The sequence below is a fragment of the Desulfosporosinus paludis genome, from assembly GCF_045689965.1.
GTDB lineage: Bacteria > Bacillota > Desulfitobacteriia > Desulfitobacteriales > Desulfitobacteriaceae > Desulfosporosinus > Desulfosporosinus paludis.
The window spans coordinates 1,614,459-1,629,796 of sequence record NZ_CP144211.1; the positions used below are offsets into that span (position 1 = coordinate 1,614,459).

Here is a 15,338-nt window from a genome sequence, read left to right on the forward strand (position 1 = left end):
AATTCATGAGATTTAAAAAGATCCTGAGTATTATTGTATACGATGATGATGAAAGTTCCTATGAATAGGATTTGGTATAAATCATTACATTGGATTTTCTAATGAATTTTGTTCGAGAATAATCCAAATAAAACTTGGCCGGTGGCCGAAGACACTGTCTTCGCACTTAATAGCCTTGGCACAGACAGCTCAGCTGTTACTTAGGTAATAGAATCATTCAACATAGTTATGCTTTCTAAACAGACAAGACAAAGGTACTCTTCAAGCGCCTTTGCCTTTTTCGATAAGACATCAAAGTTTATTATTTATGACCAGAACCATAATCTTTTAAGACATCTGTCCATAATGTTGGGTCTTCAATACCTAATCGCCAAATAGCAACTCCATGTATTTGGCTCTTCTTCGCATAACCTAATTTTGCGGTGAGACTGCGAACATCCTCTAAATAAACTTCATGTCGCACCCCAGCAACTGTATAGGCATAATGGGGAACTTGTTGAACCTCATCATACAAAATACTTACACCAAGTTTACGAGCCAAGCTAAGAGCTTTAGCGTACGTAAAGTAATTAGGGAGAGTGGGTTTATTGGAGGCCCAATCGCTGGCATATACAGGTAAACCCATAATGATTTTTTCATTGGGAATACTGTCTTTGGCAAAATCAATGACCCGATTTACCCAGCCTTGAGAAGCAATAGGACCTTGAGTTGTCCCTACCCCGTGCTCTTCATAGGTCATCAAGACCACTTGGTCGGCTGATTTACCTATTGCAGCATAGTCGAAGCCACCTGACCATAAGTCATTTGGTACATCATGATACTTTGCCGGAATGGACACATTAAGGATTTTATTTTTAGCATTTAATGAAGCATGTAACTCATCTAAAAAAGCTGAGTAATTTTTCCGGTCATCGGCAGGAATCTTTTCAATATCGATAGCTATACCGTCCCAGTTTTCTTTAGTCGTCAAAGCCACCAAATTCCCAATAAAGTTCGAACGAATCGTTTTATCTGCTAGCATCTGATGAGCTAATTGCGAGTTAAACCCATTGGTATCCAGATTATGAACCATGGCGTAAGCCTTCGCCCCACCTTTCTGGGCAGTTTCCTTGAGGCTTAAGTCAATATTACCTTCACGCGTTATCTTTCCGGTTCCATCAAAGGAGTACCAGAAAAAAGCTACTTCGTCGAGGTCTTTAATATTTTTAAGCAGAGAATTCTTAGATGCTTGAGAATCCGTATAAAAACCTAAAGCCACATGCTTGCTTGACTCCAGAACATTTTTGCGTGAAGCCTCTGCTGTCGGAGGTTGGCGATTAACACCCACTTTAGGTGGTGGCAACAGTTGTGTATTTTTAACCCCTGTACATCCAATGAGCGTTGAACATAAAATTATAGTGCCAATAGTTATTAAAGTCAGGTACCTCTTCATGCTTTTACTCCTTCGTCATTTTTAGGTTATCTGACTTTTATCTTTCCCCCGCTCATTTTTCAATATGTAAAAAATCAAACCCCATACCAGCCGACGAGGGATGGGGACTCCACATCAATACTAGCATCTAATTGAGGCACATAAGGCTCTAGCTGTGATGGGTACCCACTTAATGTGTGATGGAAAAAACATTGGAATCCTCTTTCATCCAATTCGGACAAATGATTCATTAAGGGGCGTGGGTTCTCGATTGCATAAACATTAGCTTGTAATGGATCATTATCCTCAATCGAAACACTAATGTCTTGCATTGTCGTAATGGTCATACAGCTAGTATGACTAATAATAATGCAGAAGACTATGATATTATAATAAGAGACCATAAATTAACAAGAGTAAATAGATTGGAACTGGTGAAATGAAATTATATACTACTTATCAAGTAGCTGAAGAGCATCAGGGCCTGACGGTTGAGGCCTACCTAAAACAAGTTCTATCGTATTCGGGAAGAAAAATCCAGAAGCTGACCAGGCATAAGGGAATTTTGCTAAATAAGAAACCTGTCTTTTTGCAAAAGCAAATTAATACAGGGGATGTTTTGCGCGTAATAGTTCTGGAAGATTCATCTTATGGTGTTGAGCCTGAGCCAGGTCAAATTGAGATATTGTATGAAGACCGTTATTTAATCGTATTGAACAAGCCTTCCGGCCTTTTGGTACACCCAACAGGCCAAACTACTCATAGAACGTTAAGCAACTATCTCGCCTATTATTATCAACAACAGGGAGTAATCAGCACAATTCGCCCACTACACCGTTTAGACAGAGAGACTTCGGGATGTGTTGTATTTGCCAAAGACAGCAGAACCCAAACATTATTGGAAAAATTTTTACAAGAAGGAACCTTGAAACGCACTTACCGAGCCGTAGTCAATGGAATTGTAAACCCTCCGAGCGGAACAATCAATCTACCGATAGGCCCCCATCCCACGAAACCTAATCGACGTGCGGTTAACCCAAAAGGAGATCAGGCCATAACTCACTATAAGACAATTCAAAACTTTTCTGAGGCTTCTTTGCTGGAACTAACCTTGGACACAGGCAGAACGCATCAAATACGTGTTCATTTAACCTATTTAGGACATCCAATCGTCGGAGATAGGATGTATGGAAAAAGCTCAGCTCTTATTGCCGGTCAAGCCTTACACGCTTATTCTCTGCACTTCCCACATCCGGTTGAACATCAAGAAATTGCTCTCCAAGCACCATTCCCAGCAAATTTCTTGCAATTGATTGACAATTACTCCCATGCTTAATCAATTTTAAATAAATTATAATCATATTGAACTAATTGCAAACTAAGACCCTTTTAAATCATTTCAAGAGGAATTTTCACAACTGCATATTCGGAACTAAAAGGATTGGGAGTAATGATTAATTCAAAGGTCTGGGGCTCATTTACCACCTCATAGCCTATCTCACCCGTCATTTTACCTCCTGTGGCAATTGTCCCGTTCATTTCATGATTAACCGCTAGAAATGCCCCCATACTAAAGGCTTGCTTTCTGCCAAACTTGTCTTTAAGTTTAAACCCTACCAAACTCCTTACCTCGACATCACTGGTTCCTTTATTTTCAATCATCAGATTAATCAAAAGATACGTATTCCCTTCCTTGGGTAATATAACGTTCTTAGAATTACCCTCTGAAGTCCTAATACCATTGATAGTGTATTGCAGATCTCCAATCTTGAACGTTTCACCGACATGATAGGCCTGTTGTTTAACTGAAGTTAATACCTCTACATGCTGAGCCTGAGGTTGTAATTCATTAAAGTGGTTATCTGATATGGAAGAGCCGCACCCAGCTACAAATAGAATCAAAGAGATCAATACGAGAAGGCAAATAAAACTGCGGTAATTCATAGATCGGTACCGACGTTGAGATTCGATATGCAGTATTTCAAATTTCCACATGTTCTAATCCTCCTCTGTTTCACTGGACTTTTATTAGCGATACGGCGTTACCTCTTAATTGAAGATTACACGTAAATCTGCGCTGTGTCTATAGTCAATAAATATGATTCGATAGATTATTTCTATGGCTATAACGTCATTTCTTATAATATTTTGCGGTAATTTGTCAATTTTTATACTTTATCATTTTAGGCTATAGCTCTTCAGGCTTTTAAATAAATTGTTAGAAAATCGTTATAGCAATTTCTGATGGCGCAATTAAGATAGAATATTATCAGATGGACTTACCTCTCCGAGGAGTTTCTTGTGCCGGAAACTGTTCTGACTGTTCATTATTTATCAAGCAGCATTAGAATAAGCTGGAAGGATTTAAGGTTATAATGCAGAATATTCGGATTAATGACTATTAAAACTGTTAGGAGGTTTTAAAGATGAAGGCTCTTTTTCAGCGCAATTGGTATACAGAGGTGCGTCGGAACGATAACGGCCTGCTTCAAGCGAAGACTAGTTACGTTGATACTAATCGGGAAGCTGTGGCCCAACTTATGGTTGATATTAATACTTTTATTATCAGAGAGGCTTTATGGGAAGAGCAAAGATCCTCATTCCCCATTAAGGCCCGAATTCTTCAAGTTACACCACTACTTGGATCTGAGGCATATTTTAGCTCTGCCCGCGTGCTTAAAGATGCAGCGGTCTTTCTCGAAGACCCCCTGGCGGTCGCGCTGTTTGCCGAAACTGTCAAAGGAATCATCCAATCCGAAACCTTTCTCCTCGATGAGCGCGGCTTTGCATCGGAGGATGAGTATGAGCGTGCCTGGATGAACTCTTATTCTGGTTCCTGTCGTTATTTCAGTCACTTGAATAGAGTCACTAAGACCTGGTTTGCCCATGTTGGAGAGAGCAAACGAGCGGGTAATTTATTTGTTCGCTTCAAAACTCAAAGCCTTTTCTATCTGGAGGAAAATAAGTACTTATTAACAGGAAATTTAAGTGATTCTTTCCACGAGGTTAATATAAGGATGAAATTAAACGAAGCGGTCGTTGAAAAGGCCGATGGTGTTCTTCTTCGTGCTCCTGATTTAGTATGCCGTGAGTCAGCTTCCTTCCTTTCTAACCTCCAGGGCATCACCTTAAAAGGCATTAGCAAAAAGAAACTCGCTGACATTTTAGGCAAAGGGCAAGGATGCGTTCATGTCATTGATTTGGTGAATGACTGTGCGCAGATCTTGGATTACTGATAAATTAATCAAATGTTCTTTACATGACGTCCTAAACAACGAAGCGATTGGATTTAGCCAATCGCTTCGTTAAATATGTTCCATAGGCCCATTGATTTCAGTTAGTTGCTAGTTCTGCTATATGTTGCTTGACATTGTCCTTAAAGAGACCACCATGATAACAAAGGACTGTCTCAATATCAAAGTTTGTTAATGTTTGTCCTCCGGCTAAGCTCTTTCCTGAGGGTTATTGGTAGCATTCGTCGGAACTTTCTTCTTATCATTATCTGTATTCGGACGATTGTCAAAGAGATTTGCTGCATGAGTTCTCGACTTATCTGTTTTCTTATTACCCATTAATGATTTCCCCTTTCACATCGAATGCGAGTATTTCTTGCTTAGGTTTCCCTAATTACGCAAGAAGATACGTAAGCTTCATCATCCCCATGCCTCAAGACAACCCAGTGATCTTTTCTAAAAAGTACTTTCTTCTTGCCTGAAGTTAGTTTCAAGGCTTCCGATGGCTTTACTTCCATTCGTCAGATTAATGCCCTTTTGATTCATCTTAGAAATTTGAACCAATAAAACACCACTTAAAATGATCACCGACGAGACAATGATCTTAGAAGAAATCGGTTCTCCAAGAATAACGGCGCCTAGAAAAACTCCAACGACAGGATTAACGTAGGCATAGGTTCCTGCTTTGGAGGCTGGCCAATGCTGCAAAACATAAATGTACGAGCTATAACCAAGGATTGAACCGAACAGAATCAAATAGGCCATTGCTCCAAGGCCCTTAGCAGATAAATGCAATTTTGAGGCCTCTCCCATAAATAACCCAACAATAATTAAGCCAATCCCGCCACTCAGCATCTGAAGACTAATGTTTATAACTGTTGAACCCGATGGTTTAAATCTCTGGGAATAAACAGAACCTGCAGACCAAAAAAAGGCTGCCAACATCAAGAGTAATATGCCTGAAATGTTGAAGGCTTTCGTTCCAGAATCAAATAACACCATGTACGCAACACCACAAAATCCCCAGAATAAACCCAGCCAACCTCTGAGGCTTAACTTTGCGGCATTGGGCAGAAACATTTCTAAGAGGGCGTTAAACAGCGGCACAATGGCCAATAAAAGCGAGGCAGTACCTGAATACACCCATTGTTCCGCAAAAACGACAATTCCATTACCACCGAGTAACAAGAATAAACCCACAACGGCTTGCCGTCGAACATCTGTGAATGTCTCCGGAAACCTCTGGTTCTTAAAATAAGCATAGGTTAACATTAATAAACCGGCAAGCAGGAATCGTAAACCGGCAAATAATTCCGGCGGAAAAGCACTTACCCCGATCCTGATGGCTAGATAGGTCGAACCCCAAAGAATACAAACTGCTATGTATGCCGCGATGACTTTGACCTCTTCTCTATTGTTCATGTTCACGCTCTAATTCGCTCCTCTTTCATACGCTCCTTCAAAAAGCAATTTCTGCTTAAATCCAACAGCTATCTTCGATCCAAATCATCGAGCAATCTTCTGCTTCTAAACTAAACTAAGCAATTCTCAACGGCTGAATTATAAATTCACAGTTGCTTTTTGTGAAAGTCTCTGCTCGATATACTTGAAAACTTGAAGGGTGTCCTCCGTGATAGGGATAAATACCTTAAGTCTTTCGAGGAATTGTTTGCTTTGAACTATTTTGAAGGTTGTCGGGAAGTTTAGATCGAGCAGCCAAGTCAATCGGATCAACTTGATATCCGCCGGGTTTTGGACACTTGTATAGGAAATTTGTTTTCCGCTCAAAATGCCCTCTATAATTTCCGGTGAATAACGTTTATCTTCATGGTTATTCTCTACCGCCAAATAAGGGGTTTTCCAGGGATTCTCATAAAAACTAATGATCTGATCAAGAATGTCCAGTTTATCGGCATCGCGTATGAGCCTGCAAAACATTAAAGTACTTCCGTTTAAATTTTCCTGGATTACCCTCTGATTGTGATTCTTTATGGCCGTAAAAATAACTTCCTTTTCCAACTCATTTGCTCGACCAGATAAAACTTTTTCTCGTTTTAATACCGCCAATCCCAACTCCGCATGGTTTGCACTCAAATGATCCTTAAACGTATGGTATTTAGCATATTGTTCGAAACGTCCGACATCATGAAAGAGTCCGATCACTTCCGCCAGCAGCATCTGGTCACTTTCAAGCTGGAGATCCCTGCCAATCATCAGCATATAATCTCTAACTCTTAGTGAATGTTCTTTCTTATAGTTCAAGTTGGCCTCAACTTCTACATCGCTCGACCTGTAACCTCTCGTATAGCTTTCGAACCAGGATGTAAAATAAAGGACATCATTTTGAGTCATTCTATTAACTCCTTAATTTCAAAGGATTATTCAAAGAATAGTTTTAAATCAAGCTATTAAAGACATTAATCCCTACGTAATCGGTCTTGTATTTGCAGATCTCTTTGTAACCCAACCCACTTGACTGCCCACTTTTGCAACTCGTCAAAGACTGGTATAAGGTCCCTCCCTTTCGGGCTTAAACTATATTCTATCCGAACAGGCATTTCAGGATAAACGTGACGTTTAATGATCCCCTCGCACTCAAGTTCCTTTAATCGTTCAGTCAGCACTCTACCACTGACATTAGGGATGGTTTCTGCTAACTCTTTGAACCGTTTTGGTCCGGTTTGCAAGACTCGAATGATTAATCCCGTCCATCGTTTCCCGATTAATTCGAACGCTGATTCGAATTTCGGACATAGTTGGTAATCTTCCATCGTCAACCCACCCATCATTACTTTTTTATAGTTTATCACATTTATTTACTTGACGGTAGTAACCCATCTATAGTACTATACTTACATAAGGTAACTAATTGCTTTTATGAAACTCAATGACTTATCTTATTACTAAAAGGGTTATATCATACAATCAACGAGTAAGGTGCGTGATATCATCAATCTAAATAAATTAATAGAAAGATACACTTGTGTCAAATGATCCGATCAATTGTACCGCAATTAGCTATGGATTATTTTTTCTTAGACAAATGAAATGATTCAATTGGAAAGTAGGCATATTAAGACTGAAAACATAACGATCGTAAAAAATGGGGCTGGGAACAAAGTGGCTCTTTAATTGGAAACAGCATTTAAACTTATTACGACGGAGTTTTCGAAAATTGTTTACTAAATAAACTTAGAGGAGCTGATTGTTCAATGATTACTGGAGATATGTCAATCACTGAAATCGTAGAAAAATATCCTAAAACCGCCGATATACTTCTTAGTTACGGCATGCATTGTTTCGGGTGCATGGCTGCCCGTTTTGAGAACCTGGAACAAGGAGCCTTAGCTCACGGGATTGACGTTCAACGTTTACTCAAAGATCTTAATGCTTCGGTTACTAACTAAGAAAGAAACTTATATCTACAAAGATCCATAGCTAGTTTCGTAATTTTCAAAGCCTTCCACCAGAATATAGGTGGAAGGCTTATTTTTGACTGTATTTCTATATCTCGGTTGGGAATCACTCTTTGGCAAATGACATCAGAGAAACGATTCCTTAAATTAAGTAATACTTAGGCCTTGATAAGCTTATCTTTTTTCAAGATATGTTCAAGAACCCAATTAAACACGAACGTTAAGATATCCCGGATATGTTTATCCTGGTCCTTGTCTAGATCTTTGAGGTCAATCTCTTCAATTTTACCGATGAAATCATCGTGCTCTACTTTTTGACTAAGATATTTTGGATACCTAATCTGAATCATATAATCTTCTTCGCTTTTAAAATGATACTTTGTGTAATCACTCAGCTCATGGATGATTTCGACAATTTTATCATACTTGTCAACGTATAAATAATTTTCAAGTAAGTCATAAATCCTATTTCCAATCTCAAAAAGGTGTTTGTGTTGTTCATCAATGATCTCTACCCCAATAGAGTATTCATCCTTCCATTGCAACATCAAATTCAGTCCTTTCTTAGCTTTATTGAAAGGTTATAACATTTTAACCTTGTTATATACCAATTATACTATAAAGTGCTAATATTCACGTAGTTTTCCTACCAGGAGTTTAAAATCAATTTGACTTTAGTCGAATAACATGAGAAACTTTGGAAAACCTACGATCAAACTAAATTCTTAAAGAGAACTTGGCTGGCGCCCGAAGACACTGTCTTCGCACTTGTTAGCCTCTGGCGAAGGCGGCTGCCTAGTTGCTCTTATGCTTAGAAAGTATATAACACAAGTTTATACTTTCTGGTAGTACAAAGAAAAATCCGGCACCTGCCGGATAAAATAAATGTTATATTACATATGATAGACATTACGGGTTTGTTATTTAAGGAATAAAAGGTGTTGTCGGAGTCACCGGAATCACTTTTTTCTCTGATTTCTTCTTCATTTTATCTTTATTCTTAGGGCTTTTGTCTCCCACCTTAACCACCTCCGATCTTATATTTCCCATAGTATTAACTAGAAGAACATTTTTCCATACATAAACTATTAAGGGAGTTTTAGGCGTGACGATCGATCATCTATGGCTTATTGTCAGTGCCAGTTTTGTATTTTTTATGCAGGCAGGTTTTGTTTGCTATGAAGTCGGATTTATTCAATCTAAGAATGTTATTAGTGTGGCCATTGAAAACATCCTTACCTTTGTCATTACAACCTTGGTCTATTGCTTTTTAGGCTTTGCTCTGATGTTCGGTCCGACTCATCTGGGGATTTTTGGCGGCAGCTATTGGCTGCTGAACAATCTTTCTCTAACTCATCCTTCTCTTGGATTTGTCTTTGTTTTTTTTGAACTTATGTTCGCAGGTACCGCCGTGACCATTGTTTCAGGAAGCATGTCGGAACGCACCCGCTTACTCCCTTTATTATTGGCTGCGGTTTTCCTGGCTGGTGTTATTTATCCTCTGTTTGGGCATTGGGTATGGGGTGATTTGTTCCTGAAGCAAGCCGCCTGGTTAAAAGGCCTGGGCTTTATCGATTTCGCCGGTGCTACGGTTGTTCATGGAACAGCCGGCTGGGTTTCTTTGGCAGGAATTATTGTTGTCGGGGCGCGGAAAGATCGCTGGGATCCTTCGGGCAAAATTAAAAAATTAGGACGTTCCAATATTCCATTTGCGGCATTGGGAACTTTCATATTATGGTTCAGCTGGTTTGGATTTAACGGTGGAAGTCTGTTGGCATTTAATGACCGAGTCGGTTTAATTTTGCTTAATACAAATTTCTCTGCAGCTTCGGGGGTTGTCGGAGCAATTCTTACCAACCATTTTTTCCTGAAAGACCATAGCTATATGGAAGCCATTTTTGCTGGAGCACTTGGCGGCCTGGTTGCAATTACAGCTGGTTCGAATTATCTCCTGCCTCTGGACGCTGTCTTAGTAGGGTTTATTTCGGGCTCCGTTGTGGTCTTTTCCGGTTTGTGGCTAGAAAAGCTGCGCTTAGATGATGCCGTAGGAGCCGTGTCAATTCACGGCTTCGGCGGGGCCAGCGGTACGATTTTATTAGCTTTGCTTGCGCCACAGGAATTTTTAGGGGGACAGACTCGTCTAACTAAGGTCTTAGTTCAGCTTTTTGGAGTAAGTGTCAATTTTCTATGGGCCTTTGGCTTAGGTCTCTTGATGTTTTACCTTATTAATAAATTTCTGGGCTTACGGGTTTCCGAAGAAGAAGAGGAAAAAGGGTTAAACATCGTTGAATTTGCGGATATCTATTCCTGGCAGGACTATTTGAAAATGACCCATTACGAAGCCCTTACCCAAGACCTTAGTGGGACAATCCAAGTACAAAATCAATTGTTGCAAAAGCAGGCCAAACTTCTTGTGGAAACTCAGGAACAGGAACGAGTGAAACTTGCCAGAGACCTTCATGACGGAGTTGGTCAGTCCCTCGCTGCTCTTAAGCTGCAATTAGGCATGATTGCACAAAAGGTCAAGGCAGAACATCAAGACCCTTTCCTAAGCGGTCAAATTGATCGTACAGTACATCTCGCTGCGGATACCATCGAGGAAATCCGTGGTGTCTTATTTAATTTAAAACCAGCTCTGCTTCATGAAAAAGGATTATCCGCGTCCGTTGAGGTTTTATTGCAAAACCTTCAGAAGACGAGCGGTATTCAGTTTGACTACAATCTCTTAGCCCCAATGCCCGCCTGGGAAGAGGCCGCCAGCTTAAATCTTTACCGGGTGATTCAGGAATGCTTGACGAACATTTTAAAACATTCTCAGGCCACCGAAATTGTTGTGAACTTTAGCAAGCTTAAGAGCAATCTCTATCTCTTTCAAATCAGCGATAACGGTCAAGGATTTGATGTTCAAAAAGTGCACGCCGGCTTAGGCTTAAACTCTATTGAAGAACGGCTTAAAATGCTTGGCGGGACACTCCAAATTGTTACAGAAACAGGAAAGGGGACAACGTTAATGATGGAGGTGCCTCATGACTATTAAGGTTTTTTTGGCTGATGACCACAAAATTCTACGCGAATCGTTGATCATCTTACTCCAACAAGAAAAAGATATTCAGGTAATTGGTGAAGCAGCTGATGGTCACCATGCTCTGGAGGACATTATCCGTTTACAGCCGGATATTGCGATCTTGGACATTTCTCTGCCCCAGCTCAATGGATTGGAAGTGGCAGCACGTCTTAAAAAGGATTATTCCAACATAAAAGTTATTATTTTGACCATGCATAAGAATGAAGACTTTGTGGCCCGGGCTTATCAACTGGAAGTAAACGGTTATGTCTTAAAGGAAAACGCCTTGGAAGAGCTCTTAAAGTCAATTCGTGTTGTTCAGGCGGGTGGAACATACTTATCCTCAGATATTACTTCTACTGTGGTAGCTGGCTTTGTCGCTAATTTCAATCAGAGAAAAGGAAAATCGGAACTAATTTCCTCTCGGGAGAGAGAAATTGTCCAGCTCTTAGCCGAAGGCAACAGCAACAAGGATATTGCGAATTTGTTAAATTTGAGTTTAAAAACGGTGGAAACTCATCGTTCTAATATCATGCACAAACTAGGTTTAAAAAACATTACGGATTTGGTGTTGTATGCAGTTCGCAATCATATCATTGAACCTTAACAAATACAGGTGTTATCTTGGGGAAATACAGTATAACCCTGATTAACGGATATACTCTCTTGCTTTAGAATGTAAGTATCATAAAATTCTAAACAATAGGAGGGTTCGTAATGATCAACTCTGGGGATACAGCTTTTGTGTTAATCAGTGCTGCTTTGGTATGCCTGATGACACCAGGCTTAGCTTTCTTTTACGGAGGCTTGGTACGAAAAAAGAATGTTTTAACGATCATGATTCAGAGTTTTATTTCTATGGGCATTGTGACAGCCATTTGGGTCTTAGGTGGATTTAGCTTAGCCTTTGGCAAAGACATCCACGGCTTAATTGGCAATCTCCAATATTTTGGGCTCCAAGGAGTCGGGATGAGCCCCAATCCTGCTTATGGACCCACGATACCTTTTCTTGTGTTCTTTATTTATCAAGAAATGTTCGCGATTATTACCCCTGCACTCATCACAGGAGCTTTCGCCGACCGGGTAAATTTTAAAAGTTACTTGAAGTTTCTGGTCTTATGGAGCATCTTGGTATATATCCCCTTAGCCCACTGGATCTGGGGTGGAGGTTTCCTTGCGAAAATGGGTGTCGTCGATTTTGCCGGAGGAATTGTCGTTCATGTCAGTGCCGGGATCGCTGCCTTAGCCTCTGTCTTTTTTGTCGGCAAGCGTGTTATAGTGCCTGGCGAGAAATCAGCGCCTCATAATATTGCTTTCGTTGCTTTAGGCACCGGACTCTTATGGTTTGGCTGGTTTGGTTTTAATGGCGGCAGCGCTCTGGCTGCCAATGGAGTTGCGGCAACTGCCTTTGTAAATACAGATATCGCTGGTTCGATGGCTATGATTACTTGGCTGTTGATTTCCTGGGCTCATGAGAAAAAACCGACCATGGTCGGCGTATTGACAGGTGCGGTCGCCGGTTTGGCAACCATCACCCCTGCGGCAGGTTATGTCCGGCCCTGGGCAGCCATAATTATTGGGATCTTATCCTCGATTGTTTGTTATATCGCTGTGCAAGTGCGCATTAAGCTCGATTGGGACGATGCCCTTGACGTTTGGGGCGTACACGGAGTCGGCGGAATTTTGGGTTCTATACTTGTAGGGATCTTCGCTGTCTCGGCTGTCAATGGGACAAGCGGCCTGATTCAAGGTAATGTTCACCAATTCCTGGTTCAATTGTTTGGAGTTGTCTTTACAGGAGTTTATGCCTTTGTCGTAACGTATCTTATTCTTAAAGTAATCAATATCTTCGATTCCGTTCGTGTACCCGAAAGCGTGGAAATTCAAGGGCTGGATACCGCAATTCATGGCGAAGTAGCTTATGATTTATAATCTTCACGCTTAGAACTTCCACACAATGATACCCTTTGGCTAAAATGACTTAGCCAAAGGGTATTTTAATCAGGCGATATATAGAATCAATTGTAAATTTAACCACTTGACAACACCTTCCTACAAATGTAATCTAACTATAGACTACATTTGTAGGAAGGTGTTTTGAATTGAAGAATGTCGCTTGCAAGATATCTGACGCAGAATGGCAAGTTATGAAAGTCTTTTGGAGTGAATCACCGTCAACGGCTACTCAAGTTATTGAATCACTAAAACAGGACACTCAATGGAGCCCAAAAACTATCCATACATTAATTGCCCGTTTAGTAAAAAAAGAAGCCCTTGGAGTAAACAAGGACTCCAATTTATTTCAATACTATCCTCTAGTGTCCAAAGAGGATTGCATACGAGAAGAGACAAAATCGTTTCTACACAAGGTTTATGATGGTTCACTCCACCTACTGCTTGCCAACTTCGTTCAGGATGAAAGTCTGTCTGCCAGAGAAATCGAAGACCTGAGAAAATTGCTTGATGAAAGGATAAAGTAAAGATGGAAGTGAAAGCACGTGAATTTATCTGAGCTCTTTCGTTTGTTTTTATCACTGTCGTTGAGCGGCAGCATATTGGCTCTGGGACTATTGTTCATCAAATTTATATTTAAGCAAAAAATCAGAGCTAATTGGCACTACTATCTTTGGTTTGTTCTAATTATCAGACTTCTTGTACCCTTTTCACCGCCAAGCTCACTGAGTATTTTTAATCTTCTTCCCTATCCCTCATCAACAACGAATCTGAATCAGATGCTTACTGCCCCCTCCTCCATAACTGCAGATGCCACTATCCCAGACTCATTGACAAAAACTCCTTTAAATGATGATCTCCAAACGAGTACTAATGCTTTATCTGCGTCCGTGAATACAAAGATTAACGTTTTTAACCTAGCCATCATGTGGTTATCGGGTATCGGCCTAATCTTGAGTTATGTATGTCTTATCAATGGACGGTTATGGCTAAAAATTAAAAAGCAGCCTCCCTGCAAGGCAAAGGATATCGAAGAGATTCTTGAAGAAAGTAAAATGCTTCTTAAGATACAGTCCAAAGTTTCTCTGGTCTATGATATTGAACTAACGTCACCAGCACTTTTCGGTTGGAGAAAACCAAAAATCATCATTTCCCAGCAGATCATTGATAAGTTATCACACGAAGAACTCAAATATGTCTTCTTGCATGAGCTTAGCCATCTTAAAAGACGCGACCTTTTGGTTAATACTCTTATCACCTTGATTCAAATTGTTTACTGGTTTAATCCTATTATTTGGTACTCCCTGCATCAAATGAAGCTAGATTGTGAGATTGCCTGTGATGCCACTGCATTGGCTATCGTTAAACCAGAAGAGCACAAGAACTATGCCCAAACGATCATTGAACTAATGCAGCTCCTGTCGGAACCGCGTTGGGTTCCTGGTACTATGGGGTTCGTCAACAAATTCAATGCTAGGAGGATTATCATGATTTCTTCATTTAAACAAACAACCATGAAATGGACGATAGCTGCCCTTGCCTTAACACTGGTCGTTGGGTGTTCAAGCTTAACGCCCCCCTTATCCTCAACTGAAGGTACCAAGAATCAGAGTGACGTCCCCACAACCACCAGTCAACAAAATTCCAGCGCTGGCGGAGCTCCAGCTCAATCCTCTCAAACATTGCTGTTAACGATGATGCAGTTAGCCCAACAAGGCAAAGTTCTCAACAGCAACTTTCCTGTAAAAACCACGGTCATTGAAGACATTGAAAAAGTATTAGGACCGGCTGATTCAACCGACTATGTTGCTGCTGCTAAAGGGCGCTACGCCACCTTCTCGAGCCATAAGCTTGCTTTTGGCATTAATAAGGGGGAACAAATTTTTGAAGCTCGATCCTTTGATAGTCGATTAGCAGGCATATCCTTTGATAAAGTAAAAACGGCCTTTGGAACCCCTGCCTACGATACGAAGTACAACGGTCAGGAAATTGTCGGATATACAGCAGGGCCTGAGTTTAAAATCGAAATGGTATTTCCCCAACCCACAGCCGATAATCCTAACCCGGTAATGGATCACTATTCAGTTCTCTATCCACAAGGGACTGTAAACTCTATGGCCGATGATCCTGGAAGACAGTGGTAATGGATAAATAAAAACATGAATCCCTGGAAGCCAGAATTATCGGCTTTCAGGGATTTTGTTTATCTTAAGGTTCTTCTCTTCCTTGCCCCTATTCCAGATGGCTGTCCCAGGGACTGC

Annotated in this window: 16 protein-coding genes; 8 read left to right on the forward strand and 8 right to left on the reverse strand. The window is 40.6% G+C overall.

Annotation, left to right across the window (positions count from 1 at the left end; all coding sequences use genetic code 11):
* Positions 1 to 301: 301 nt before the first annotated feature.
* Positions 302 to 1,432, reverse strand: a complete 1,131-nt coding sequence (locus VZF35_RS08225) for a glycosyl hydrolase family 18 protein (RefSeq protein WP_407312664.1) — start codon at positions 1,430 to 1,432, stop codon at positions 302 to 304.
* Positions 1,433 to 1,506: 74 nt separating this feature from the next.
* A complete protein-coding gene (locus VZF35_RS08230; RefSeq protein ID WP_407312666.1) occupies positions 1,507 to 1,758 on the reverse strand; it encodes a DUF1848 family protein in 252 nt (83 codons plus the stop codon).
* A gap of 92 nt (positions 1,759 to 1,850) precedes the next feature.
* On the opposite strand from VZF35_RS08230, the gene VZF35_RS08235 reads away from it, so the two are divergent.
* A complete protein-coding gene (locus VZF35_RS08235; protein ID WP_407312668.1) occupies positions 1,851 to 2,747 on the forward strand; it encodes an RluA family pseudouridine synthase in 897 nt (298 codons plus the stop codon).
* Positions 2,748 to 2,800: 53 nt separating this feature from the next.
* Here VZF35_RS08235 and VZF35_RS08240 read toward each other — a convergent pair whose 3' ends face one another.
* Entirely contained in the window at positions 2,801 to 3,406 is a 606-nt protein-coding gene (locus tag VZF35_RS08240) for a DUF4352 domain-containing protein (protein WP_407312670.1), read from the reverse strand.
* 431 nt (positions 3,407 to 3,837) lie between these two features.
* Here VZF35_RS08240 and VZF35_RS08245 point away from each other — a divergent pair, with 431 nt between their 5' ends.
* Positions 3,838 to 4,647 (forward strand): DUF2889 domain-containing protein, encoded by an 810-nt coding sequence (locus VZF35_RS08245; RefSeq protein WP_407312672.1) that lies wholly within the window; start codon positions 3,838 to 3,840, stop codon positions 4,645 to 4,647.
* A 207-nt stretch (positions 4,648 to 4,854) separates the two neighbouring features.
* Here the strand turns inward: VZF35_RS08245 and VZF35_RS08250 are convergent, their stop codons facing one another.
* From VZF35_RS08250 to VZF35_RS08265, 4 genes are all read right to left on the reverse strand, one after another.
* A complete protein-coding gene (locus VZF35_RS08250; protein ID WP_407312674.1) occupies positions 4,855 to 4,983 on the reverse strand; it encodes a hypothetical protein in 129 nt (42 codons plus the stop codon).
* 117 nt (positions 4,984 to 5,100) lie between these two features.
* On the reverse strand, positions 5,101 to 6,066 hold the full coding sequence (locus tag VZF35_RS08255; RefSeq protein ID WP_407312676.1) for an EamA family transporter: 966 nt from the start codon (positions 6,064 to 6,066) through the stop codon (positions 5,101 to 5,103).
* 138 nt (positions 6,067 to 6,204) lie between these two features.
* Positions 6,205 to 6,996 (reverse strand): HD domain-containing protein, encoded by a 792-nt coding sequence (locus VZF35_RS08260; protein ID WP_407312678.1) that lies wholly within the window; start codon positions 6,994 to 6,996, stop codon positions 6,205 to 6,207.
* Between the two features lie 65 nt (positions 6,997 to 7,061).
* Positions 7,062 to 7,415, reverse strand: coding sequence for a winged helix-turn-helix transcriptional regulator (locus tag VZF35_RS08265; protein ID WP_407312680.1), 354 nt, complete (start codon positions 7,413 to 7,415; stop codon positions 7,062 to 7,064).
* A gap of 441 nt (positions 7,416 to 7,856) precedes the next feature.
* Here VZF35_RS08265 and VZF35_RS08270 point away from each other — a divergent pair, with 441 nt between their 5' ends.
* On the forward strand, positions 7,857 to 8,051 hold the full coding sequence (locus tag VZF35_RS08270; protein WP_407312682.1) for a DUF1858 domain-containing protein: 195 nt from the start codon (positions 7,857 to 7,859) through the stop codon (positions 8,049 to 8,051).
* Positions 8,052 to 8,218: 167 nt separating this feature from the next.
* Here the strand turns inward: VZF35_RS08270 and VZF35_RS08275 are convergent, their stop codons facing one another.
* Positions 8,219 to 8,608: a bacteriohemerythrin gene (locus VZF35_RS08275; protein WP_407312684.1), complete on the reverse strand. Its 390-nt coding sequence runs from the start codon at positions 8,606 to 8,608 to the stop codon at positions 8,219 to 8,221.
* A 557-nt stretch (positions 8,609 to 9,165) separates the two neighbouring features.
* Here VZF35_RS08275 and VZF35_RS08280 point away from each other — a divergent pair.
* The 5 genes from VZF35_RS08280 (at position 9,166) to VZF35_RS08300 (ending at position 15,221) form a co-directional block, all read left to right on the forward strand.
* Positions 9,166 to 11,097: a histidine kinase gene (locus tag VZF35_RS08280; RefSeq protein WP_407312686.1), complete on the forward strand. Its 1,932-nt coding sequence runs from the start codon at positions 9,166 to 9,168 to the stop codon at positions 11,095 to 11,097.
* Positions 11,087 to 11,731 (forward strand): response regulator, encoded by a 645-nt coding sequence (locus VZF35_RS08285; protein WP_407312688.1) that lies wholly within the window; start codon positions 11,087 to 11,089, stop codon positions 11,729 to 11,731. Before VZF35_RS08280 ends, VZF35_RS08285 begins: the two co-directional genes overlap by 11 nt.
* A 110-nt stretch (positions 11,732 to 11,841) precedes the next feature.
* Entirely contained in the window at positions 11,842 to 13,056 is a 1,215-nt protein-coding gene (locus VZF35_RS08290) for an ammonium transporter (RefSeq protein ID WP_407312690.1), read from the forward strand.
* Between the two features lie 170 nt (positions 13,057 to 13,226).
* Positions 13,227 to 13,604: a BlaI/MecI/CopY family transcriptional regulator gene (locus VZF35_RS08295; protein WP_407312692.1), complete on the forward strand. Its 378-nt coding sequence runs from the start codon at positions 13,227 to 13,229 to the stop codon at positions 13,602 to 13,604.
* An 18-nt stretch (positions 13,605 to 13,622) separates the two neighbouring features.
* Positions 13,623 to 15,221 carry a M56 family metallopeptidase gene (locus tag VZF35_RS08300; protein WP_407312694.1) on the forward strand — a complete coding sequence of 533 codons (1,599 nt, stop codon included), beginning with the start codon at positions 13,623 to 13,625 and terminating at the stop codon, positions 15,219 to 15,221.
* Positions 15,222 to 15,338: the final 117 nt, after the last annotated feature.

Bases quoted from the DNA above. Each gene is read 5' to 3' on its own strand.
- VZF35_RS08235 (WP_407312668.1), top strand. From the start codon at position 1,851: ATGAAATTATATACTACTTATCAAGTAGCTGAAGAGCATCAGGGCCTG.
- VZF35_RS08250 (WP_407312674.1), bottom strand. From the start codon at position 4,983: ATGGGTAATAAGAAAACAGATAAGTCGAGAACTCATGCAGCAAATCTC.
- VZF35_RS08265 (WP_407312680.1), bottom strand. From the start codon at position 7,415: ATGGAAGATTACCAACTATGTCCGAAATTCGAATCAGCGTTCGAATTA.
- VZF35_RS08270 (WP_407312682.1), top strand. From the start codon at position 7,857: ATGATTACTGGAGATATGTCAATCACTGAAATCGTAGAAAAATATCCT.
- VZF35_RS08275 (WP_407312684.1), bottom strand. From the start codon at position 8,608: ATGTTGCAATGGAAGGATGAATACTCTATTGGGGTAGAGATCATTGAT.
- VZF35_RS08225 (WP_407312664.1), bottom strand. From the start codon at position 1,432: ATGAAGAGGTACCTGACTTTAATAACTATTGGCACTATAATTTTATGT.
- VZF35_RS08285 (WP_407312688.1), top strand. From the start codon at position 11,087: ATGACTATTAAGGTTTTTTTGGCTGATGACCACAAAATTCTACGCGAA.
- VZF35_RS08240 (WP_407312670.1), bottom strand. From the start codon at position 3,406: ATGTGGAAATTTGAAATACTGCATATCGAATCTCAACGTCGGTACCGA.
- VZF35_RS08245 (WP_407312672.1), top strand. From the start codon at position 3,838: ATGAAGGCTCTTTTTCAGCGCAATTGGTATACAGAGGTGCGTCGGAAC.
- VZF35_RS08255 (WP_407312676.1), bottom strand. From the start codon at position 6,066: ATGAACAATAGAGAAGAGGTCAAAGTCATCGCGGCATACATAGCAGTT.
- VZF35_RS08230 (WP_407312666.1), bottom strand. From the start codon at position 1,758: ATGACCATTACGACAATGCAAGACATTAGTGTTTCGATTGAGGATAAT.
- VZF35_RS08290 (WP_407312690.1), top strand. From the start codon at position 11,842: ATGATCAACTCTGGGGATACAGCTTTTGTGTTAATCAGTGCTGCTTTG.
- VZF35_RS08260 (WP_407312678.1), bottom strand. From the start codon at position 6,996: ATGACTCAAAATGATGTCCTTTATTTTACATCCTGGTTCGAAAGCTAT.